At 56.6% G+C, this 23,263-nt stretch carries 19 protein-coding genes, 1 pseudogene and 1 riboswitch; of the genes and pseudogenes, 10 read left to right on the top strand and 10 right to left on the bottom strand.

Features of this window, described 5'->3' with window-relative positions:
* Genes ACR0LF_RS08765 through ACR0LF_RS08780 form a run of 4 tightly spaced genes read right to left on the bottom strand, consistent with a single transcriptional unit; the run spans position 1 to position 5,239 of the window.
* Entirely contained in the window at positions 1–1,656 is a 1,656-nt protein-coding gene (locus ACR0LF_RS08765) for an alpha-amylase family glycosyl hydrolase (RefSeq protein WP_480576737.1), read from the bottom strand.
* Positions 1,657–1,665: 9 nt separating this feature from the next.
* A complete protein-coding gene (locus ACR0LF_RS08770) occupies positions 1,666–2,814 on the bottom strand; it encodes a carbohydrate ABC transporter permease (RefSeq protein ID WP_480576734.1) in 1,149 nt (382 codons plus the stop codon).
* Positions 2,815–2,817: 3 nt separating this feature from the next.
* Positions 2,818–3,825, bottom strand: coding sequence for a carbohydrate ABC transporter permease (locus tag ACR0LF_RS08775; protein WP_480576731.1), 1,008 nt, complete (start codon positions 3,823–3,825; stop codon positions 2,818–2,820).
* Between the two features lie 55 nt (positions 3,826–3,880).
* Positions 3,881–5,239, bottom strand: coding sequence for an ABC transporter substrate-binding protein (locus tag ACR0LF_RS08780; protein WP_480576728.1), 1,359 nt, complete (start codon positions 5,237–5,239; stop codon positions 3,881–3,883).
* A gap of 218 nt (positions 5,240–5,457) precedes the next feature.
* Between ACR0LF_RS08780 and ACR0LF_RS08785 the strand changes: the two genes are divergently transcribed.
* From ACR0LF_RS08785 to ACR0LF_RS08825, 9 genes and pseudogenes are all read left to right on the top strand, one after another.
* Positions 5,458–6,489, top strand: coding sequence for a LacI family DNA-binding transcriptional regulator (locus tag ACR0LF_RS08785; protein ID WP_480576725.1), 1,032 nt, complete (start codon positions 5,458–5,460; stop codon positions 6,487–6,489).
* Between the two features lie 2 nt (positions 6,490–6,491).
* Positions 6,492–7,793: pseudogene (locus tag ACR0LF_RS08790) on the top strand (GH1 family beta-glucosidase); the annotation flags it as partial.
* Complete coding sequence (locus ACR0LF_RS08795; protein ID WP_480577255.1) at positions 7,770–8,819, top strand: glucokinase; 1,050 nt, start codon at positions 7,770–7,772, stop codon at positions 8,817–8,819. The pseudogene ACR0LF_RS08790 and the gene ACR0LF_RS08795, both read left to right, overlap by 24 nt.
* 40 nt (positions 8,820–8,859) lie before the next feature.
* Entirely contained in the window at positions 8,860–9,786 is a 927-nt protein-coding gene (locus tag ACR0LF_RS08800; RefSeq protein ID WP_480576722.1) for a carbohydrate kinase family protein, read from the top strand.
* A 16-nt stretch (positions 9,787–9,802) separates the two neighbouring features.
* The gene (locus ACR0LF_RS08805; protein WP_480576720.1) at positions 9,803–10,468 is read left to right on the top strand and encodes a D-lyxose/D-mannose family sugar isomerase; all 666 of its coding nucleotides are present in this window, start codon (positions 9,803–9,805) and stop codon (positions 10,466–10,468) included.
* A gap of 100 nt (positions 10,469–10,568) precedes the next feature.
* A riboswitch (cobalamin riboswitch) is annotated at positions 10,569–10,766 on the top strand.
* Between the two features lie 98 nt (positions 10,767–10,864).
* Positions 10,865–11,221, top strand: a complete 357-nt coding sequence (locus ACR0LF_RS08810; protein WP_480576717.1) for a DUF1636 family protein — start codon at positions 10,865–10,867, stop codon at positions 11,219–11,221.
* A complete protein-coding gene (locus ACR0LF_RS08815; protein ID WP_480576714.1) occupies positions 11,218–11,994 on the top strand; it encodes an ABC transporter ATP-binding protein in 777 nt (258 codons plus the stop codon). Before ACR0LF_RS08810 ends, ACR0LF_RS08815 begins: the two co-directional genes overlap by 4 nt.
* A 12-nt stretch (positions 11,995–12,006) precedes the next feature.
* Positions 12,007–12,957, top strand: a complete 951-nt coding sequence (locus ACR0LF_RS08820; protein ID WP_480576711.1) for an ABC transporter substrate-binding protein — start codon at positions 12,007–12,009, stop codon at positions 12,955–12,957.
* A gap of 1 nt (position 12,958) precedes the next feature.
* Positions 12,959–13,969 (top strand): FecCD family ABC transporter permease, encoded by a 1,011-nt coding sequence (locus tag ACR0LF_RS08825; RefSeq protein WP_480576707.1) that lies wholly within the window; start codon positions 12,959–12,961, stop codon positions 13,967–13,969.
* Between the two features lie 47 nt (positions 13,970–14,016).
* Here the strand turns inward: ACR0LF_RS08825 and ACR0LF_RS08830 are convergent, their stop codons facing one another.
* The 6 genes from ACR0LF_RS08830 to ACR0LF_RS08855 form a co-directional block, all read right to left on the bottom strand.
* Positions 14,017–14,790 carry an inositol monophosphatase family protein gene (locus ACR0LF_RS08830; RefSeq protein ID WP_480576704.1) on the bottom strand — a complete coding sequence of 258 codons (774 nt, stop codon included), beginning with the start codon at positions 14,788–14,790 and terminating at the stop codon, positions 14,017–14,019.
* Positions 14,791–14,905: 115 nt separating this feature from the next.
* Positions 14,906–17,350 carry a GcvT family protein gene (locus tag ACR0LF_RS08835; RefSeq protein ID WP_480576701.1) on the bottom strand — a complete coding sequence of 815 codons (2,445 nt, stop codon included), beginning with the start codon at positions 17,348–17,350 and terminating at the stop codon, positions 14,906–14,908.
* An 8-nt stretch (positions 17,351–17,358) separates the two neighbouring features.
* Positions 17,359–18,240, bottom strand: coding sequence for a phosphotransferase (locus tag ACR0LF_RS08840; RefSeq protein WP_480576698.1), 882 nt, complete (start codon positions 18,238–18,240; stop codon positions 17,359–17,361).
* A gap of 1 nt (position 18,241) precedes the next feature.
* Positions 18,242–20,233, bottom strand: a complete 1,992-nt coding sequence (locus ACR0LF_RS08845; RefSeq protein ID WP_480576695.1) for an ABC transporter permease — start codon at positions 20,231–20,233, stop codon at positions 18,242–18,244.
* Positions 20,230–21,252, bottom strand: coding sequence for a quaternary amine ABC transporter ATP-binding protein (locus ACR0LF_RS08850; RefSeq protein WP_480576692.1), 1,023 nt, complete (start codon positions 21,250–21,252; stop codon positions 20,230–20,232). Before ACR0LF_RS08850 ends, ACR0LF_RS08845 begins: the two co-directional genes overlap by 4 nt.
* A 75-nt stretch (positions 21,253–21,327) precedes the next feature.
* On the bottom strand, positions 21,328–22,272 hold the full coding sequence (locus ACR0LF_RS08855) for an ABC transporter substrate-binding protein (RefSeq protein WP_480576689.1): 945 nt from the start codon (positions 22,270–22,272) through the stop codon (positions 21,328–21,330).
* A 217-nt stretch (positions 22,273–22,489) separates the two neighbouring features.
* Between ACR0LF_RS08855 and ACR0LF_RS08860 the strand changes: the two genes are divergently transcribed.
* Positions 22,490–23,263: a DeoR/GlpR family DNA-binding transcription regulator gene (locus tag ACR0LF_RS08860; protein ID WP_480576686.1), complete on the top strand. Its 774-nt coding sequence runs from the start codon at positions 22,490–22,492 to the stop codon at positions 23,261–23,263.

Below are 23,263 nucleotides of genomic sequence, written 5' to 3' on the forward strand. Positions count from 1 at the left end.
TTATCCCTTTTTTCTGGCCATCAGGCAGAACTGCGATGCGTTCAGGGTGACGTTACCGCGACCCTCAACACTGCCCACGTTCTGCCCAGTTACCTGCCAGTTGCCCTCGGGCAGTTTGATCTGGGTCGCGTCGTTACCCAGATTGAAGGCGCAGAAGACCTGCTCGCTAGAATCCTCACGGATGAAAGACAAAACCGAGCCGGTTTCTGCCATGCCGGTCTGCTCCCCCGATGCCAAAGCGGGATGGGCGTTGCGCAAGGCAATTGCGCGACGGTAGTGGTTCAGCATCGACCGCGAATCCTCCTCCAGCCTGTCTACGGCGCGCGCGGCCTGCTGAGTGCTTACCGGCAGCCAGGGTTCCGCGGTGCTAAAGCCCGATTGCTCATCTTGAGCAGCCCAAACCATCGGTGTGCGACAGCCGTCGCGGCCTTTGAATTCCGGCCAGAACTCAATGCCGTAAGGGTCTTGCAGTTTCTCGAACGGCACTTCTGCTTCGTGCAGGCCCAATTCCTCGCCCTGATACAGGCAGGCAGAGCCGCGCAGACACATCATCATAACCACATGCTGACGGGCCGCATCGTCGCTCAGATTCCAGCGTGAGGCGTGGCGTTGCACGTCATGATTGGAAAACGCCCAACAAGGCCACGCGTCACCCGCCTTGTCCTGCAACTGGTCAAAGACATGTTTGGTGTAACTGGCTGTCAACGCACGTTTTTCCAGGAATTCGAAAGCATAGCACATGTGCATCCGCTTATCGCCCGACGTATATTCCCCCATGATCTCAAGCCCGCGTTGCGCATCTCCGACCTCACCCAGACACGCCCGGCCTTCGTAATTGTCCGTCAGCGCCCGCAGTCGTTCAAGAAAGGCGATGTTTTCAGGCTGGCTTTTTGAGTACAGGTGATCCTGGTGGTTGTAAGGGTTCACCGCCGGCGCGATCGAAGCATTGCGCTGATCCATCGGCAGCGCAGGGTTATCGCGCAGTTCTTTGTCGTGGAAATAGAAGTTGATTGTGTCCAACCGAAAACCATCCACACCCAGATCCAGCCAGAACCGGGCGACGTTCAGCAACGCGTCCTGAACATCCGGGCAGTGGAAGTTCAGATCAGGCTGTGATGACAGGAAATTGTGCAGATAGTATTGCAGGCGGCGAGAGTCCCATTGCCATGCCGAGCCGCCAAAGATCGAAAGCCAGTTGTTAGGTGGCGTACCATCCGGCTTGGGATCTGCCCATACGTACCAGTCGGATTTCGGGTGTTCGCGGCTGCTGCGGCTTTCGCTGAACCACGGGTGCTGATCCGATGTGTGCGACAGAACCAGATCGATCATGACCTTCAGGCCTTTGGCGTGTGCTTGATCGAGAAGCTCTGTGAAATCATCCAGCGTCCCGAACATGGGATCGACATCGCGATAATCGCTGACATCGTATCCAAAGTCCTTCATGGGCGACTTGAAGAAAGGCGAAATCCAGATCGCATTAACGCCCAGAGATGCGATGTAGTCCAGTCGCGACGTGATGCCCTTCAGATCACCGATCCCGTCCCCGTTACTGTCCTGAAAACTACGCGGATAGATCTGATAAATTATGCCGCCATGCCACCAGTCCGATGACAGTTTGGTTGCTTTGTTTTGTTCAATGGGGTTCTGCACGTTCATCAGACGCCTCTATTTGACGGATCCGGCCAGCAGGCCCCGGACCAGGTATTTTTGCATTGCGAAAAAGACGACCAGCGGCACAAAGATCGATACAAACGCAGCCGTCGCGAGGATTTCCCAATTGCCGCCACGCGTGCCCAAAAGCTCGACGATGCGGTTGGTCATCACAGTCGTCTGGCCGGTTGCGTCGATCAGGAACACCTTCGCAACAAGCAGATCGTTCCATGTCCAAAGGAACTGGAAGATCGCGAACGACGCCAGCGCCGGGAAGCTGAGTGGCAGGATCAGTTTGGTGAATATCTGGAACTCGGTCGCGCCGTCGACGCGGGCGTTTTCGATCAGATCACGCGGCAATCCGGCCATGTAGTTGCGGAGAAGGTAAATCGCCAAAGGCATCCCGAACCCGGTATGCGCCAGCCAGACGCCCAGATAGCCTTTGCCGATCCCGATATTCAGGTGAAACTTAAGCAAGGGGATCAGGGCAAGCTGAAGCGGAACCACCAACAGGCCAACAACAGCCGCGATCAGCAGTGCGCGGCCGGGAAAATCCATCCATGCCAGAGCATAGGCCGCGAAGGCAGCGACCAGAATGGGAATGATCGTCGCCGGGATAGTCACGGTCAGAGTGTTGAAGAACGCCTTGGCCATACTGTCCGTACTGCTTTGGTCCAGCAGAACTTTTTGATAATTACCCAAAGTGAACTCAGGCGGCAATTCAGCCGTCACGAAGATGCGCGCGCCACGCTTGCCAGAGAACTCTTCGGTGTTTTCCATCCGGTAGTTGCCGTTTGCATCAACCGTGATCGTGCCACCCCGGCGCAATTCTGCCGTTTGGCCGGGTTCAAACGCGTCCACGTCACGCGAACTGATACCCCATCTGGAGATCTTGGCCTGCTTATCCTCACCAAACAACTCGCCTTGGATCACGTAAACGCCGTTTTCCAACACCTGCGTTTCGGGTGCTGCGCTGCGCAAGGTCAGGTTCTGCTCGGACGGAAACAGCGACCGCCACCAACCGCTGGACGAGATCTGGTCCGCTGTCCGAAAGGACGAAACCAACAAGCCCAACGTCGGGATGACCCACAGCACCACCAGAAAGATGACCGAAGCATGAACGACCCATCTGAGTGCTGGCTTGGTTCCTGCAATATCGCTCATGGCTTACTCCATCTCCTTGCGTGCGTTGCGCACGTTCCAGACAAGGATCGGAGCAACCAGCAGCATGATCACCATGGCCGAGGCCGACCCGACGCCCCAGTCGTTGGCGCGGAACAGTTTGTCGTACATGTAGTTCGCCAGCACCTGTGTCTCCCACTGGCCGTTGGTCATCGCAAAAACGATGTCGAAGACCTTGAGAACAGTGATCGTGATCGTCGTCCAAACGACGAGAATTGTGGTCTTGATCTGGGGTACTTTGATCTTGAAGAAGATTTGGAAAGGGTTTGCGCCATCCAGAATGGCTGCTTCGATTGTCTCCTCGGGAATCCCGCGAAGGGCCGCTGACAGGATCACCATGGCGAACCCCGTCTGAATCCAGATCAGGACGATCATCAGGAAGAAGCTGTTCCAGAACGGGACGGTCAGCCACGTCTGCGGTTCTGTCCCTCCGAAAAATATGTAGACCGCGTTCAGAATACCGATCTGATCCTGTTCTGCGGGGCGCGCATCATAGACAAGTTTCCAGATCACCGAGGCACCAACAAATGAAATTGCCATCGGCATGAAGATCAGCGACTTGGCGAGGTTGCCCCAGCGGATACGGTCGGTCAGCTGCGCAACCAACAGGCCGAAAGCGGTGGACATGGCGGGCACAACGATCAGCCAGAACATGTTGTTGCGCATGGCTTCCCAAAACTTCGGCTCGGCCGCCATTTGAGTATAGTTGTCCAGACCAACCCACCGGTACCCGCCGCCGGGCACACGTTCCGTGAGTGAAAGGCGCAAGGTTTCAACGACCGGGTAGGCAAGATATAGCCCCAGCGCCGCCAGCGCCGGGAACAGGAACAGCCATGGCCTGATCACATTGGCCCTATTGATATTGCGCCCTGCATTCGGCCCACGTGGCGGGAACAGGACTTTGTCCAGAAATTGGTTGGACAGGTAGAAATAGCCCACGCAACCCGACACGCCGATGGCGATCGTCAGCAGGCCTTGAAGTGCCGGTGTCATGGTGTGCTCATCCGTTTGGCAAACGGGGCGATCCTAAAACCGCCCCGTGCGTTGATCACTTGGCTGCGTCCCAGGAGGACTGGATTTCGCTCGCTACAGTGCCCGCGTCTTTTGCACCCGACGAATAATCCACCATGCCAGTCCAGAAAGTTCCGGCCCCTACAGCACCCGGCATCAGGTCAGATCCGTCAAAGCGGAACGTCGTTGCGTTGGTCAGAATTTCACCCTGCCCGCGCTGTGTATCATTCGAATAGTTGTCAGGGTTTGCCCCAAGGTGAGGCGTCAGGAAGCCGTCCTGAGACATCATGATCTCATGCGCGAATGGGGTCTTGAGGAACTCCATGAACGCATCGGCCGCCGGGTTAGGGTTCGTTACCGTGAACAGCGTTCCCGCCCCAAGCACTGGTGTGCCAAGATCTTTCTCGGCGTAGGCTGGGAAGTAAAAGAAATCAGCATCCACACCCAACTCGGTTCCCTCAGGGAAGTACGCAGGTATGAACGATGCTTGACGATGCATCATGCAAGCCGGCGGGCTGTCGAACAGACCTTTGGGGCTGTCGCGAAAGTCAATCGCCGCAGTGTCGTCAGCATCGCCCACGACATAATCGTCGTTCCGCGTGAAGCTGCCATATTCTTCGATCGTCGCGATCACACGGGGATCGTCGAACCTCATCTCATTCGACACCCATTGGTCATAGACTTCCGGCGGCTGAGTGCGCAGCATCAGGTCCTCAACCCAGTCGGTTGCGGGCCAGCCGGTTGCGCCACCCGAGGCCAACCCAACGCACAAAGGCGTTTCGCCATCTTCGACCATCTGGTCCATCAGAGCTTTGAACTCTTCCATGGTCTTGGGCACTTCATAGCCGAAGTCTTCGAAATTCTCGGGGATGTACCAGACCAGAGACTTCACGTTCACATTGAAGAAAAAGCCATAGAAATCGTCAGCCCCTTCGGCGTTCGCAAACGTCCCCAGATCAACCCAGGACTGTCCGGCCGCGAAGTTCTCTTTGATCCAGTCAGCCGTGTCTTCTGCCAGAGGTGTCAAATACCCTTGCTTGGCGAGGTTGGCCGCAAGGCCTGGCTGTGGGAAAACAGTCAGGTTCGGCGCGGAGCCTGCCGCTGCATCAATCAGGATTTGTTGCTCCAGCGAATCCGAACCGACGTAGCTGGAATTCGCACCTGTTGCTTCGTCGAAATAGGCGACAAGATTCTCAAAAGACTTGCCCTCACCCGCCAGCCAGGGGCCAAAAATCGTCAGGCTTTCGCCGGACAGATCATTCGCCTCGGCAAAGGCTTGAAATCCGTCCCAGTCGAAACTGCCCTCACCTACGGCGTGGATCAATTCTCCTTCCGCCTGAACTGAACCGGCCATCAGGGCGAACACGGCCGCACCTGCGTAAAGCGAGTGTTTCATCAAATCCTCCTCCCAATCTTTCACACGCTCAAAGACTCACTTTCAAAGCGCTTTGGATGCGACGTGTTATCCGCTAACATTTCCCCTCTGTCAACAAATTGCTTTCCCAGCCTTTAAATATTAATATTTTCTACCCCTGCTGCAAAACCAGTTGACGGATGTTTCAATTGCCCACAAAACAAGGAAGTCCGCAAAATTGAAGGCGCTTTGAAACGCAAATGAACCTTAAGCAGCTCTCGGAAATCCTGGGCCTTTCTCAAACAACCGTCAGTCGGGCGCTGAACGGCTACCCAGAAGTGAGCGAGGATACGCGCGTGCGCGTGCAAGCAGCAGCGCAGAAACATGGGTACCGTCCGAACAGTCGCGCCAAAGGGCTGGCAACCGGTCGGTCCATGGTGATCGGCCATGTGATCCCCAGTTCGTCCCGGCACGAAATGGTAAACCCCATTTTCGGAGACTTCGTTGCGGGCGCTGCGAGGAAATACGCGGAGCATGGCTATGACATGATGTTCACCAACGCCGATGATACCTCGATCGAAGAAGCGTATCGGAGCCTTTTTCAGCGAGGAGCGGTGGACGGCGTTGTCCTGCAGGGTCCAAAAGTGAACGAACGACGGATCGAAGTTCTGACCCGTATGGGCGTTCCGTTCATAGTTCACGGACGCTCGACCGGCGTCGACGCGTCGTATGACTGGATCGACGTGAACAACAAAAGCTCGTTCATGCGGGCCACGCGCTTTTTGATTGACCTTGGTCATCAGCGCATCGCCTTGATCAACGGTCTGGAAGATATGGATTTCGCACAGCGCCGCCGTGACGGTTACTTGGAAGCGCTTTATCAAGCAGGGCTTGCGCCAGATCCGAACCTGATGCGAAGCGCCGAAATGACCGAGGTTTACGGCCACCATGAAACGCAGAATATGCTGCGTTTGGAGGACCCTCCGACTGCTATCTTATGTTCATCGATGATCTCGGCCATCGGCGTGCGACGGGCTCTGTCCGAAAACGGGTTGAAGATGGGGGCGGACGTATCCGTGATCGCCCATGATGATGACCTGTCCTATCTGAAAAACGGACAGGATGTTCCGATCTTCACCGCAACACGTTCATCGGTCCGTCAGGCCGGAGAAATGGCAGCGGAAATGTTGATTGAACGGATCAAGTCCCCGAGCGACCCGGTCAAAACTAGATTGTTAGAGGCCGAGCTGGTAGTTGGCAGATCAACCGGCCCTGCCCCCAACAGGTTGTGATCATGAAACACTCACGCGCTGATTTCCCGAAAGATTTCCTCTTTGGCGTCGCAACCTCTGCATACCAGATTGAAGGCCACGCACAGGGGGGTGCCGGGCAAACTCATTGGGACACATTTGCAGCGTCGCCGGGCAATGTCATGCGCCAGGAAAACGGAGACATCGCCTGCGACCACCTGAATCGATTTGAGCAAGACTTCGATCTCGTGCGCGACGCCGGGTTCGACTGCTATCGCTTTTCGACGAGTTGGGCACGCGTGTTGCCAGAAGGTCGAGGTCAGGTCAATCAGGCCGGGCTGGATTACTACGACAGATTGGCGGACGCTCTGCTGGAACGCGGTATCCGACCCTGTGTAACGCTCTATCATTGGGAACTGCCCTCCGTTCTTGCTGATCAAGGGGGGTGGTGCAATCGCGATATCGCTGGGTGGTTCGCGGATTACACTCAGATCATCATGGGTCGGATCGGTGACAGGATGTATAGCGCCGCGCCGATCAATGAACCGTGGTGCGTCAGTTGGCTGAGTCATTTCGAAGGCCACCATGCGCCCGGACTGCGCGATATCCGGGCCGCTGCCCGTGCGATGCATCATGTATTGCTGGCCCATGGAACGGCTATTCAGGTCATGCGCAGTCTCGGCATGAACAATCTGGGCGCGGTGTTCAACCTCGAATGGTCCGAGCCTGCCGACGACAGCACCGAAGCGCGACGTGCCGCGGATCGGTACGACGCAATCTACAACCGGTTCTTTCTTGGAGGTGTATTCAAAAAAGCTTACCCTAAGATCGCGCTCGAGGGTTTGGAACAACACTTACCTTCGGGTTGGCAGGACGATTTTGACACAATTGGCACACCGGTCGACTGGTGCGGGCTGAACTACTATACCCGCAAGCTGATCGCCTCGGCAGACACCGCCTGGCCCAGCCTACAGGAAGTATCAGGCCCCCTGCCCAAAACGCAGATGGGGTGGGAAATCGAGCCCTCAGCGCTCACTCGTTTCTTGATCCGGACAAGGAAAGACTATACGGGAGCGCTACCAATCTATATCACCGAAAACGGTATGGCGAGCGCTGAGCGCCGGCAAGACGATGATCGCATTGATTATCTCGACCGGCACCTTGCCGCCGTGCAGGACGCTTTAGCACAAGGCGTTCCGGTGAATGGCTATTTTGTCTGGTCGCTGTTGGACAATTACGAATGGGCCTTCGGGTACGAAAAGAGGTTTGGACTGGTGGACGTGGATTTCGAAACGCTTGCGAGAACACCCAAGGCGTCATTCATGGCGCTTAAATCCGCCCTGTCCGAGGGTCAGAATGTCTCTCAGCCGTTAGCGCAACCATTCGGTGCGGTGCATGAGCATTGGAATTTGGTTGCGGACATTGGCGGCACAAACACGCGACTGGGTATCGTAACGAATGGAGAATTGACGGATCTTCGCAAACATCCGACGGGAACATTGAAAGATCTGCAAGAGGCGCTTCATGCTCTAAGGGATGAAATCGGAACAAACCCGCAGGCCGTCGTTGCTGCGGGGGCTGGCCCCGTAAGGGACGGCACCATCCAGCTGACGAATGCGAACCTGGATTTGTCAGAAACAGAGTTGGCGAAGGCCACCGGGGCGCAGCGGACCTTCGTTATCAATGATTTTACAGCCGCAGCATGGTCGGTAGCCGAAGTGACCCAGTCGGATGTTGTGGTTTTGCAGGGTGAGGCGACCCCTCCGGTCGGCACACGGTTGGTGGTCGGGCCCGGCACCGGGCTGGGTGTTGGTGCATTGCTGTATTCAGAAGGCCGCTACCACACGGTTTCCGGCGAAGGCGGGCATGTGGGCCTGTACCCGCGCCATCGCGAGGAGGTCGATATTTTCGAGGCAGCCAGACGTATTGCACCCGGCTGTTTCTTTGGAGACAGTCTGGCATTGGAAGCTGAGATGTTTCTGAGCGGTACCGGCCTGCCTATTCTTTATCAGGCGGTCGGTTTGGCAGCTGGAGATGCCAGGGCACCGGCGCGTTCCGCGAAAAACATATTGAACGATGCCCGCGACGGAACGGATATCATTGCAGAAAAAACGGCCCGGATATTCACCACCCATCTGGGCGCGTTAATGGGCGATTTGGCGGTCACGCTGATGCCGGCAGGCGGGATATTTCTTGTGGGTGGCGTCGCAGAGAAAAACCGCTGGCTTTTCAGTGATGACTTCAAGGATGCGTTTAACGGCGGCGGTCGGTTCAGCGATTTGCGCCGTTCCCTGAACCTGTACGTGTCTGAACAAGCAGAGTTCGGAATCGTCGGCGCAAACAACTTCTGCAAGAACGCGCTCAGGAAGTAAGCAAACAAACCAAATTCTCTGTGCAGAAAAGGACCAAGACATGATCCTGTGCTGTGGTGAAGCGCTGATTGACATGATCTCAGAACCAACCGTATCGGGCGCACAAGGTTTTGTGCCGCATACCGGCGGTGCGGTCTTGAACACAGCCGTTGCGATGGGGCGCCTGGGTGTGCCGGTCGGGATGCTGACAGGCTTGTCGTCGGACATGTTCGGCCAGCAACTGATCGAAGCGCTGCAAGCAAGCCATGTGGACACATCGCATGTGATCACCTCGGATCGGCCCACCACTCTTGCCTTTGTACAGCTTTCAAATGGTCACGCATCTTACAGTTTTGTCGACGAAAACACTGCGGGCCGGATGTTGCGGCCCGAAGATTTGCCTGAACAGCTTCCAGCGATTTCAGCCTTGTATCTGGGGGGGATCAGCCTTGCGTGCGAGCCCTGCGCCGATGCCTATGCTGCTCTTTTGGATCGCCACGGGTCCGACCGGGCGGTTATGCTGGATCCGAATATCCGCCCAGCTTTCATCAAGGACCAGACCCGGTTTCGAACGCGCCTGAATCGGATGATCGCGCAAGCAGATATCGTCAAAGTTTCCGACGAAGATCTGGATTGGATCATTCCCGGTGATGAACCCGAGGCCGCAAAGGCATCCCTGTTGTTGCAGGCGGGTCCTACTGTGGTCATTGTGACGCGCGGCGGTGACGGGGCGAACGGGTATCTGGCAGATGGTTCAGAAGTCTCGGTACCGGTAAAGCCCGTCAAAGTCGTCGATACAATCGGCGCAGGCGACACGTTCAACGCCGGTGTCCTGACCGAGCTCAACCGCGCAGGGCACCTGACAAAGTCAGGACTGCGCAACTTGACTTCGGACAACCTGAAAGCTGCCATGGCGCTGGGTTCCGATGTAGCCGCTGTCACCGTATCCCGTGCCGGGGCAGAACCACCCTGGGCGCATGAGCTTTAATCCGTGAGTGGACATCATGAAACGATCTGAAATCAACCGTATCAAATCCGACGCACAGGCGTTCATCCGGTCCTTCGGTGCCGTTTTACCACCCTTCGCGGATTGGTCGCCGGAACAGATACGCAGCCCGTTGGCCGAAACGATCCGCAGTCGCGGGTTGGGGTGGGATATTACCGATTACGCCCAAGGCAAGTTCGATGAACTAGGCCTGCTTCTGTTCACTCTTCGCAACGGTGAGGTGAGTGACCTGAACTCCGGTCGCGGCATGCTCTATGCGGAAAAGCTGTTGATCTCGAAGGACAAACAGCTCTCACCGATGCATCGGCATATCGTCAAGGCAGAGGATATTATCAACAGGGGCGGCGGTGATCTGGTTATGGAAATCTATGCGTCGGACCCAGATGGCGGGATCGACCGTGATAACCCGGTTACTGTTCCAAGCGACGCCTGCCCTGTTACCTTGCAGCCCGGAGAGCATCTGCGACTGAAACCAGGGCAAAGCGTGACTTTGATGCCCGGTATCTGGCACGCCTTCTGGGCAGAGCACGGCGATTGCCTCATTGGTGAGGTTTCAACCGTGAATGACGATCGCACCGACAACGTGTTCGAGGACCCGATCCCTCGGTTTTCGAAAATCGAGGAAGATACAGCGCCGGATTTCCTGCTGGTATCTGACTATTGACGCCAACCGGTCAGGACCTGTTCTGAAAAAAGCCTGACCAGTTTTCGCCATACGTTCTAGCGCCCCGTTTCTTCTGCCGCTTGACAAGTCTGGCTTTGCCGGACTAGCTGGGCTGGATGGTTCCGTAAGGGATGAAAATGGGAATACGGTGCGGCGCCGAAATGCGCCAAGTCCGTGACTGCCCCCGCAACTGTAAGCGGAGAGCGACGCCACTGCACCACTGACCCGCAAAGGGTTGGGAAGGTGGGCCGAGCCAAGACCCGCAAGTCAGGAGACCTGCCATCGAATTTTGAACCAACCCGGGGCGGGGCGTCCCGGAAGGAGGCTTGATGGCGCGGTTGCGTAAAAATTCGGTATGTGCCCTCTGTCTGCGTCCGGCAAGAGACGGAGAAGGCAATGACCGGCTATTCTGATCACTACGTTCTGATCTGTTCGACATGTCAGGGACCGTTGCCAGCGGAAGCTGCGCAAGAAGCTCTGGATGCGCGGTTGCCAAACGGTTTCGAAACCCGAATGATCGCTTGCATGGCTGGGTGTGAACGGGCCATGACCGTTGGCTTCCAGGCTGCTGGCAAAGCTCAGTACCTTTTTGGCGATATTGAAACGGAAAACGATCTGTCTGCTCTGATCGACTTTGCAACGCAGTTTGGCGACAGTGAAGATGGCTGGACAAGCGCCTCGGACCGCCCCCCTGCCCTGCTCACCAAGACCCTGTCGCGGATACCTGCCTTGCCACCTCGAGGTCGGGCATGAGTTTTCTTGTTGCCGAAGATCTGGAGTATTATGCCCTCAATGGCGATGTCCTGTTACAGGGGGTTTCCTTTGATCTGAAAGAAGGGTCGATACTGGCGATTGCCGGGCCAAATGGCGCAGGCAAAACCACCCTTCTGAACCTGCTGTGCGGGATCGAACGGCTGGCCTTGGGTGATGTGCACATTCGGGGTCAAAGTCTGCGCACACTATCTGCCCAGCAACGTGCCAGAACCATCGCCGTGGTGGGTCAGCAAGAAATGCCGGACGGTCGTTTGCGCCTGCGCGACTATGTTGCTTTGGGTCAAATTCCGATTCAAGCCGACCGATCAGCAGCCCAGCACAAGGAAGACCTTGATCGGGTTTTAGAAACTACCGAGCTTTTGCACTTGGCCAACAAACCGATGAGCCAATTGTCGGGCGGTGAACGTCAACGCGCTCATATCGCGCGCGCATTGGCACAAAATCCGTCTCTGCTGTTTCTGGATGAACCAACCAACCATCTGGATCCGGATGCCAAGGGGCACATGCTGTCTCTGGTCGCGGATTTGGGGGTCACGGTTGTCATGATCGTCCATGATCTGGTCATGATCCCCGAATTCGCCACGCATGTCGCGTTGATGAAGTCCACGCGCCTGACGGGGTTCGGACCTGTCAGCGAAGTGCTGACCCCGGATCGTGTGCGTGACACCTTTGGCGTGGATTACCTGTGCTTTCAGCATGAAGGCCGCATGATCCCCGCGCTTGATATCCGAAAACGAAAACTGTCATCATAACAGGAGCTTACAATGATGCAGAAACTCTGGACCGTGGCTCTGTTCACTGGTCTGGCAAGCGGCGCCGCCGCAGAGGCCATAACAGTGGACAACTGCGGTGAACCGCTGGTTTTTGAAACCGCGCCCGAACGTTTGGTCGTGCACGACATGAACATGACCGACATGGCCTTTGCCCTCGGCCTTCAGGACAAGATCGTGGGCCTGACGGGTATTACAGGCTGGTACAAGACAAGCCCCGACTTTGACGCGCAACGCGGCGACATTCCCGAGCTTGCCCCAAAATACCCAACGATCGAGAACCTTGTGGCGGTTGAGCCAGATCTTTTCTTTGCCGGTTGGTACTATGGCATGAAGCCCGGTGGCGACGTCACACCTGACACGCTGGAACCTTTTGGCATCAAAACCATGGTTCTGACCGAAAGCTGTGTACATCTGGACAAGGACCGCCCCGAAGCCAACATGGATTTGTTGTTCAACGACGTCCTACGTCTGGGTCAGGTGATGCAGGTTGAAGACAAGGCCGAGGCACTTGTTTCTGGTTGGAAAGACCAACTGACCGCCATTCAGTCAAAAACGTCAGATCTGGCGAAACCCCGTGTCTTCCTGTTGGACGGACCAGCAGATGCACCGTTCACTGCAGGTAAATTCGCCATTCCAGACGCAATGATTACCGCCGCAGGTGGCGAGAACGTGACCCATGATCTGGATACAAGCTGGGGTCGCACATCTTGGGAAGCCGTGGCCGCTTCGAATCCTGAGTTTCTGGTGCTGCTCGACTACCAGTCCGGCAATGGTGCAGAAGATACCTTCCAGTTTCTGAAGGATCACCCGGTGATGTCGCAAACCGACGCGGTCAAGAATGAGCGTTGGATTGGCCTGCGCTACGAAGAACTGACGCCCGGACCGGCAAATATCGAAGCTATTGAGAAGATGGCAAAGGCCATGCATCCGGAGACCAACTGATATGGTCCATTTGGGCCGTTTGATCCTGCTGGGGGCGGTTGTTCTGACCGCCCTTTTGCTGTTGTCCATCGTCCATGGGACCACGCAAATCCCAGTCCGCGAAGTCTTTTCAGCAATCGGTCTCGGTACTGGTCTGACCGAAGGCGACATGTCGCCACTGCACCGGATCGTCTTTGACCTTCGCTTGCCCCGGGCTTTGTTTGCTGCAGTAATCGGCGCAGGTCTGGGCGTAGTCGGCGTTGTCCTTCAAACCACAACCCGCAACGATCTGGCCGATCCGTTTCTGTTCGGCTTGTCCTCTGGGGCGGCTGCTGGGGCGGTTCTGGTGATCACCGTCACGGGTGACGTGCTGGGTATATGGACCTTGCCGCTTGCTGCGTTTTGTGGCGGGCTTATTGCCTCTGCAATTGTACTGGCGCTGGTTCAGGGCTTGCGGACAAGTGCGCCGGAAAAGCTGATTTTGGCCGGTTTGGCCGTATCCTTTCTGTTTTCTGCCATCACCAATTATCTGATCTTCTCTGGTGACAATCGCGCGGCGCATTCGGTGATATTCTGGATGCTGGGCGGCTTGGGCCTTGCCCGATGGGAGACCTTCCCGCTTGTCCTGATCGGCTTGGGCCTGATCCTGAGCTATTCGCTTTATCGCAGCCGGTGGCTTGATGCCTTGCTGACCGGGGATTTCACCGCCTCGTCGCTGGGTATTCCCGTACAGGGCCTGCGGTTCCGCATGTTCTTTGTCGCTGCTTTGGCGACGGCCAGTTTCGTTTCCGTTGCCGGTGTCATCGGCTTCGTCGGGCTGATGGTTCCTCATATTGCACGCGGTATCGCCGGGACATTGCACCGAAACCTGCTGATTGTTTCAGCCATCGTAGGAGCGATCCTACTGACGCTGTCAGACATTCTGTCACGCCTTCTGCTGGCCCCGCAGGAACTGCCCGTCGGTATCGTCACAACATCCATCGGGTCGCTCTTTGTTTTCCTCTATCTGTTCAAATCGGATCGTGGGAATTAATCCTTCGAAGAAAACTCTTTCTCGGCAGGACGAGGAACCGCGATTTTCTAAGCGTTGATGAATTCAAGCAGTTCAGCGTGCAACTCCGGTGTCGCGGCAGACACAACCGCGCCATCTGACCCGAGTGTCAACGCGTGCCCCTGCCAATCGGTCATCACTCCGCCCGCCGCCGTGACAAGGGGTGAAAGCGCCAGATAATCATAGGGCTGCAAATCGTAGTCGACGACCGCGTCCACGTGGCCAGCCGCAAGCAAAGCATGTGGATAACAGTCATAGGCAAAGCGACGGGTTTGCCCTGCCTGCATCAGTCGGTTGAACAGGCCAGAATGGTCGCGGTAAATCTTGTCCCCTTCATTCACATACAAAACTGATTGATCCAGGCGGGTCGTTTGCGAAACCTGTATCGGTCGACCGTTCTGGCTGGCCCCGTCACCGATAATCCCCAGGTAAGTCTCATTTAAGGCCGGCATTCCGACCAATCCCATTTGCGGTTGACCGTCCACCAGATGAGCCAACAGAAACCCGAAAAGAGGATGTCCCGACAGAAACGAACGTGTTCCGTCGATCGGATCAACAACCCACATGTGACGCCCGTCGCCAGCCTCCTGCCCGTGCTCTTCACCAAAGATACCGTGGTCCGGAAAATGTCGGTTCAGGTAGGCGCGAACTTCTGTTTCGACGGCTTTATCGGCCTGGGTCACTGGGCTTTCGTCCTGCTTGAACTCTATGCCCAATGATCCCCGGAAAAACCGCATCGCGGACTTGGTCGCGATGTCCGCGATCTTCAGCGCGTGCTCAGACACGTCTTGTGGAGTTGTCATTTCCGGTCCTTTCGGTTGCGGTCATCCGAGTAGCAAAGGGTGATGGTTTTCGCACCCCGAAAACTGAACGAGCGGCCATGCATGTCCGTATTCAAATAGACGTATGGTGCAATGGTCAGGACTTCACCTTATGCATCAACGGGTCATAAAGCGGTTGCAGCGTCACCTTACATGCAACCCTCTGAGTCGCGACTTCCAACTCATATGTCCCCGACGTGACATAATCCGCGTCGACACCGTCAGGATTGCGGATGTACCCGTACCCAATCGATTTTCCGACAGTATAGCCGTACCCTCCCGACGTCAGCCACCCGACTCTTTCGCCATTCCGATAGATGGTTTCGCGACCCAGAAGGACAGTTTCCGGATCGACCGTGAAACACGCCAACAGCTTTTTGACCCCATCGGCTTTTTGCGCTTCAGAGGCAGCGCGCCCTTTGAAATCAATACTCTTCCGCAGCTTAACAGCCCAGCCCAGCCCACTTTCGAACGGGGTATGATCGGGCCCAATATCCGACCCCCAGGCGCGATAGCCTTTTTCAAGGCGCAGAGATTCAATGGCCCTGTAGCCTGCATTGACCAACCCAAGCGGGCGTCCGGCTTTCATCAGCGCTTCATAGACGGTTTGGGCATATTCAACAGGTAGGTGCAGCTCCCATCCTAGCTCACCAACATAGGTCACGCGCAGCGCCCTAACTGGGCACCCAGCGATGCCGATGGTGCGGATCGAGCCGAACTTAAACCCGTCATTCGAAACGTCATCGCGGGTCACCGCGGCCAGAATATCCCGCGCCTTCGGCCCCATCAGCGACAGCACCGCGTTGGACGAGGTGATGTCGAACAGCTGGCAGTTCATTCCTTCCGGAATATTGCGATTGATCCAGTCGAAATCATGGGTGGCAAAACCGGTGCCGGTGACGATGTAGAATTCGTCATGGGCTACGCGTCCGACGGTCAGATCGCATTCGATTCCGCCCTTGTCGTTCAGCATCTGGGTGTAGGTCAGCGCACCCACCGGCTTGTCCACGTCATTGGCGCAGACCCAGTTCATCGCGGCCAGCGCATCCGGGCCTTTCAGGGCGAATTTGGCGAACGACGTCTGATCGAACAGCACCGCAGCCTCTCGCGCAGCTTTGTGCTCGCGGCCAACGGCATCGAACCAGTTCTGGCGACCAAAGCTGTATTCGTCCTTAGGCGTCTCACCCAGCGCCGCATTGGCGTACCAGTTCGGACGCTCCCAACCCAGCTTCTCTCCAAAACACGCGCCCTGCGATTTCAACGTGTCATAAAGCGGCGACTTGCGGCAGGGGCGACCCGAGTCGTGCTCCTCATGGGGCCAGCCCATTGTGTAGTGCTTGCCATAGGCTTCCACGGTCCGGGTACGCACCCAATCGGTGTCGAAATGCGGACGACCAAAGCGACGGATATCGGCTGACCAAAGGTCGAAGGGCGGCTCGCCCTTGTGCACCCATTCGGCCAGCGCCATTCCCGCGCCTCCACCAGCCGCAATCCCAAAAGCGTTAAAGCCCGCGCCGACGAAGAAATTGTTCAGCTCGGGTGCTTCACCGATGATAAAGTTGCCGTCGGGCGTAAAACTCTCTGGCCCGTTGGTCAAAGTCTTAACGCCCGCGTTTTCCAGCGCAGGCACTCGACCCAGCGCCAATTCCATCAACTGTTCAAAATGGTCGAAATTGCTGTCGAGCAGAGTGTAGTGGAAGCCCTGCGGAATGCCTTTGGTCGCCCATGGAATCGGGTTCGGCTCATAGCCGCCCATGACCAGCCCGCCGACCTCTTCCTTGTAATAGGTCAACCGGTCCGGATCGCGCAGGGTCGGCAGGTTGGAAGGGACGTCGAAGGGTTCAGTCACCATGTACTGATGCTCCATCGGCACCAGCGGCACGTTGACCCCAAACTGCCCGGCAAAGGTACGGGTCCACTGCCCGGCGCAGCAGATCACCTTTTCGCACTCAATGCGGCCATGTTCGGTGATCACTGCCCGGATATTGCCGTTTTCGATCTCGATATCGGTGACTTTGGTGTCCTCGAAAATCTGCGCCCCGGCCATGCGCGCGCCCTTGGCCAGCGCCTGGGTGATGTCCGACGGGTTCGCCTGTCCATCGGTCGGCAGATAGGCCGCGCCGATCACGTCCGAGACATCCATCAGCGGCCACAGATCCTGCGCCTCGGAGGGTGTCAGAAGCTGCATGTCCAGCCCAAATGAATGCGCGGTGGTGGCCTGGCGTTTCACTTCGGTCCAGCGTTCCTCGTTGCAGGCCAGACGTAGCCCGCCATTCATTTTCCAGCCGGTGCCCAGCCCGGTTTCCTCTTCGATCTTGTTGTACAGATCGACGGAATATCCCAGCAATTGCGTAATGTTAGCGTTTGATCGCAACTGCCCCACCAGACCGGCAGCATGGAAGGTCGTGCCCGAGGTCAGTTTCTTGCGCTCCAGCAGCACCGTGTCGGTCCAGCCCAGCTTGGCCAGATGATAAGCGGTCGAGCAGCCGATGATCCCGCCGCCGATAATGACGGCTTTGGCTGTTTTCGGAAGGTCGGTCATGTCTGTCCTCAGGTATTTTTGAAATCGAGCAGGGACGCGCGGAACCGCGCGAGGTTTTCGGCTGTGTAGGCTGCATAGTCAAAGTCGATATCCGAGGTGATCTCGGACACCATGCTCCACATGGTTTCCCGCAGCAGCGAAGCGCATTTCATCGCCGTATAGCGATGGCGCAGGTCGTCGGTGACGGGGGTTTCGAAGTAGGTCTCAAGCACCCAGTCTTCCTGTTCGGGCGATAAGCCGTTGTTTGAGGCCAACCCACCCAGATCGAACAGCGGCGAGTTGAACCCGGCATAATCAAAGTCAATCAGCCAGAGGCGGCTGCCATCATCCAGAAAATTACCGCAGAGAAGGTCATTATGGCCGAACACCATGTCATAAGGCCCTGCCTCGCGTTCCAACAGTGTGCCTGCATCGACCAGATCGCGGATCAACGCTGAATGCGGGCTGCCGTTCTCGGTCAGCGTCGCCGCATAATCGCGGATGACGTGGAACACCCAGAACACCAGCGACGGGCCGCGCAGGTGTTTGGGCGCTTCGGTGTGGCAAGCCTTCACCAAATCCAACACGCGGGGCAGAATGTTGGGATTTCGGATGTCTTCTTCGGTGAGAGTACAGCTTTCGATGAATTCCAACACTGTCAGATCGCCCGAGGAGTGTACCACTGCAGGCGACAAACCCGCCGCATGGGCCGCCTTGCTGGCGGCCAACTCGTTGAACCTCATCACCTGATGCAATGGGATGTCGTCGCCAACCCGGACAACATAGGACCCGCTATCATCTGTAACCTTGTAGTTTACATTGGTAATGCCGCCGGTCAGAGGCGTGGCCTCAATCTCTCCCTGCCAGATCGGCAGAGCGCGGATACGGGTCATCAAGTCGGATTGGTTCATCTCAACTCTCCAGTCCAAAGCGGATGCGGGCCTGACGGGCGCTGGCATTGATCAACCGGTCGGCGATGATGGCGATGAAGGCGATGGACAGGCCAGCCACCAGACCCCGGCCCGTGTCAGCCTTAGTCAAGGCGATATAGACCTCCTGCCCCAGATCCCGGGTGCCGACGAGCGCCGTGATAACCAGCATTGACAGCGCCAGCACGATCGTCTGATTGATACCCAACAGGATCTCCGGCAGGGCCATCGGCAATCGGATGTGGCGCAGCAATTGTGTGCGGGTACAGCCCGAGACCAGACCGGCCTCAATCAGTTCCTCACTGACAGACCGCACGCCATGGGCCGCATAACGCACCGCCGGAGCCAGCGCATAGAGCACGATGGCGATCAGGGCGGTGAAGTCTCCAACCCGGAACAGCATCACGACCGGGATCAAATAGACAAAGCTGGGCAGGGTTTGCAGCGTGTCGATCAGAAGGTTGATGGCCGTTCCTGCACGCTTGTTCAACGCGGCCAGCACGCCCAGAGGCACCCCGATCAGCGTGGCCAGAATGACCGATGCACCGCAGAGATACACCGTCACCATCGCCTTGGACCACAGGCCCGAGACCAGGATCAGCGAGGCCATACCACCGCACAACAACCCCAGCCGCCAACCACCCGCGTGCCAACCCAGCAAGGTCAGCATCGCGATGGCCCACGGCCACGGAATACCCAGCAGGACCGTTTTGATCGGGATCATGAACCACGTGAGAAAGAAGACCTTGATCGCCTCGAACGTGTCGAAATAGTTGACGTTCAGGTACTCGACTGTGTTGTCCCAGAAAGCACCTGTGGTGATGGTCTGATTGTCCGGATACTCCAGCAGCAGCGGAGAGAACTGGCCCAGCACCCATGTGACAACCAGCAGGATCAGCACCAGAACCGTCCGACGATGGCGAGTGACCCATGAGCCCGGCTGTTCATGATGCACCTGCCCCATCCGCTCGGCGAAAGCCTGGCTTAGCCGATCGACCGCGATAGCCAAAACCACGATAGCAATGCCAGCTTCGAACCCTGCGCCAATGTCCAGACGGCGCAACGCGGCAAGGACGTCAAAGCCCAGGCCCCCTGCCCCGATCATCGAGGCAATGATGACCATGTTCAGCGTCAGCATAATCACCTGATTGACGCCCACCATCAGGCTGTGACTGGCTGAGGGCACCAGCACGCGCCACATCAACTGCCGCTGGGTCGTACCCGCCATGCGCCCGAAATCGAGGATCTCAGGGTCTACCCCTTTCAGCGCGAGCGTCGTTATCCGTACCATCGGAGGCGTGGCATAGATGATCGTCGCGACCAGAGCCGAGATCGGGCCAAAGCCGAACATGAACAGGATCGGCACCAAATAGGCAAAGATCGGGATCGTCTGCATCAGATCCAGAATGGGCGAGATGATCTTTTCGAAAAGCGGATGGCGATAGGCGAGGATGCCCAGCAGCAACCCTCCGCCCGCGCCAATCGGCACAGCGATCAGGACCGAGGCAAGTGTCACCATCGCGCTGTCCCATTGCCCGAAGACCGCAAGATAGATGAAGCATCCGCCAACCAGCGCCGCCAACGCCCAATCCCGGCAATACTGCCCCAAGACGATCACCGCGGTAATCACCACGATCCAGCTGATAGCGGGCAATATGACCTGAGCGTCGTTACCCTGACCGCTGACAAACCCGTCCGCCAGCAGGGCTAGCACCAGATTATAGGGCTGCTCGATCAACCAGGCGATGGCGCGGGTGATGTCGGTGAACGATACCGGCCCGATGGCCGCATCCTCGATCAGCCATGTCATTGCCGACGAAATATAGGTCTTGAACGGGATCACCCAAGCCGAGGGGAATTTGGTTAGCCAGCGCATATCCAAAGCTTTGCTCAGATCACGACCATAATATCCGATTATGATCGTCATCAGAACAAGCACCAGAATGGTGATCTGACTGCGGTTCAGGCGTGTCATGCCACGTCCCCATGGCCGAAAAGCACGCGCGCAACAGCTTTGCGATCAATAGACCCGACGATCTGCCCATTGCCGTCGGAAACAGGTATTGGCGCGTCTGCAGCAATGATCCGCTCAGCCACATCGGATACGCGGGTTGACCGTGCAATTGGCTCCCCTTCGCCCGCAGCCCCGGCCGTCATGACGCCGCCGACGGTCAGAACTTTGGATCGTGGGATATGTCGTGTAAATTCGGCGACATAATCCGTGGCAGGACGCATCACTAGTTCTTCCGGTGTGGCGATCTGGATCACCTCGCCATCCTTCATGATGGCAATTCGGTCGGCCAGACGGACAGCTTCTTCGAAGTCATGAGTAATGAACACAATCGTCTTGTGCAGACGTTCTTGCAAACGCAGGAACTCGTCCTGCATCTCGCGCCGGATCAATGGATCGAGTGCCGAGAACGGTTCATCCAGAAACCACAAGTCGGGTTCAGTCACCAGGGATCGGGCGATCCCAACGCGTTGTTGCTGTCCACCTGAAAGTTCGCGCGGGTAATAGTCTTCACGACCTTTCAGTCCGACCAGTTCCACTACCTCTCGCGCCTTGGCATCGGCCTCAGGTTTGGGTATGGCCTGAATGGTCAAAGGGAACATCACATTCTGCAAAACAGTCAGATGTGGCAGCAACGCGAAATGCTGAAACACCATGCCCATCTTGTGTCGCCTGATTTCGATCAGCTCTTTCTCGCTGGCGCGCAAGAGGTCTATGTCGTCAAACAAGACTTCTCCGCCGGTTGGTTCGATCAAGCGGGACAGGCACCGAACCAGAGTTGACTTGCCGGACCCTGACAGGCCCATGATGACAAAAATCTCACCTTCTGAGATCTCGATATTGGCGTTGCGCACTGCACCGATCACGCCAGCTTTGCGAATACCATCTGCCGTAGGATCAGGTGTCGTCCGCAGCAGTCGTTCTGCGTTCGGGCCGTACAGTTTCCAAACGTTTCGGCATGACAGTTTCGTCTTGGATGGCATCAGGGGGGTCCGGTCAATACGCGAGAGGAGGCCAGAGCAGTCCGAGAGAGCGAAAGGCCCGCTCTGGCCAGTGGGTTATTTTGAGATCCAGCCAGACCAACGGTCTTTGTTGGTCTCCATCCACTCTGCAACAACGCTGTCGATTTCCACACCTTCCAGATCGGCCTTACCGACCATGGCGCTCATTTCATCATTGTTGATATTGTAGGCTTCGATGATGTCATACGCACCCGGCCATTTTTCCTGTAATCCGGACCAGGCCGCTTTCCAGATCGGACCGCGCGGCTTACCGCAATCATAGGCCATGTCCGGGTTCACGCCGACCGAAGGATCGCTGTAGCATTCCGCAGAAAAAGGCGGAAATTCAACGAACTCGCCGTCATACTTCGCCGGTGCCCAATGTGGGACATAAACCCACAGAACAATCGGATCCTGCCGCTGATAGGCGGATTCCAACTCGGCAAACAGGGCCGCGTCGGTGCCCGCGTGGACGACTTCGAAATCAAGCTCAAGCGCCTCGACGCGCTCATCGTCAAAGCCCCCCCAGGTCACCGGCCCGCCGACGTACCGCCCGTTCGGAGCGGTTTCAGCTGTTGCGAATTCCTCGGCGCAATCTTTCAAAGCTTCCCAGTTCGGCAATCCCGGGCACCGTTCTTTCATGTAGCTGGGATACCACCACTCTTCGATCGCCATCAGGCCAGTCTCGCCGACATTTACGACCTTGCCAGTGCCGGTCGCCTCGTCCAGCGCTTCGCGTCCGGTGGTTTCCCAAATCTCCATCGCCAGATGCAGATCACCCGTTTTCAGCCCGGCGAATTGAGCAATGTAATCCGCCTGAACGTATTCTACGTTGTATCCGGCTTCTTCCAGAATCGAGCCCATGATCTTGGTGTTGATCAACTGCCCCGACCAGTCATGCAGCGTCAGTTTGATCGGATCGGAGGATTCAGCAGCCCAAGCAGTTGTTGCAGCCCCAGCCGCCAATAAGGCCAGCGTGGAAAGTTCCAGTTTGCACTTCATAACACCTTCTCCCTGTCGTGATTATTTTTGATGAATCGGTGGTATTGGTTACAGACCATCACATCGTGGGGTTTTGTGTCAATAAAAACCACGTTAAACCACATTTTACTCAATTTTTCATACGCCGGCTCCCGATTTTCGTTACATAATGTTGCTTTATGTGGGTATTGTGATATGGCTTAACGTCCCGTATGACCGTGACATCAGAGCGCGAAACATGAACCTCAAGACCACCAACCAACGAGAAGAAGAAATCCTGCGCGCGCTTTTTCGCGCCAGCGGATCATGCCGCGTGAGTGTTCTGGCAAATGACCTCGGTGTCAGCCTCGAAACCATTCGGCGAAACGTGCGCAACCTGGAAGAACGCGGCATTGTGCGTAAGGTCCATGGCGGAGTTCATCTGCTTGAAGACATTCTGGAGCCCTCTCTGCAAAGTCGGCTGGACAAAGAAGTCGACGCCAAAGAAAAGCTGGCCAAAGCGGTTGCCGAAATTATCAGTGACGGAGACTCGGTCTTCCTCGATATCGGTTCGACAACCGCCTATGTGGCGCAGGCGCTCAGCGACCATAGCGATCTGTTTGTCGTGACCAATTCAGTATTTGTCGCCCAGACTTTGGCGTCCAGAAACAACAACAGGGTGTTCATGGCCGGTGGCGAATTGCGCCCGCATGATGGTGGTGCCTTTGGCGTGGAAGCGCAAGACCTCATCAAACGCCTGAACGTCCGTTTCGCAATTTTGTCGGTTGGAGCGGTCAATGCGGACCCGGGCTTCATGCTGCACGACCTGCAAGAGGCTAATCTGGCCCGCGTTGCTATTCAGAATGCCCAGGTGCGCATCGTTGTGGCGGATGGTGAGAAGCTGGGAAAACGAGCCCCAGTGACACTGGAGCCTGCCAGCAAGATCAATCTGTTCTTCACGGATGTACACCCATCCGAGGACATCCTGCAGATGCTTTCCACAAATGAAATTGATCTTGTTGTAGCGGAATAA

Source organism: Ruegeria sp. E8 (assembly GCF_056533985.1).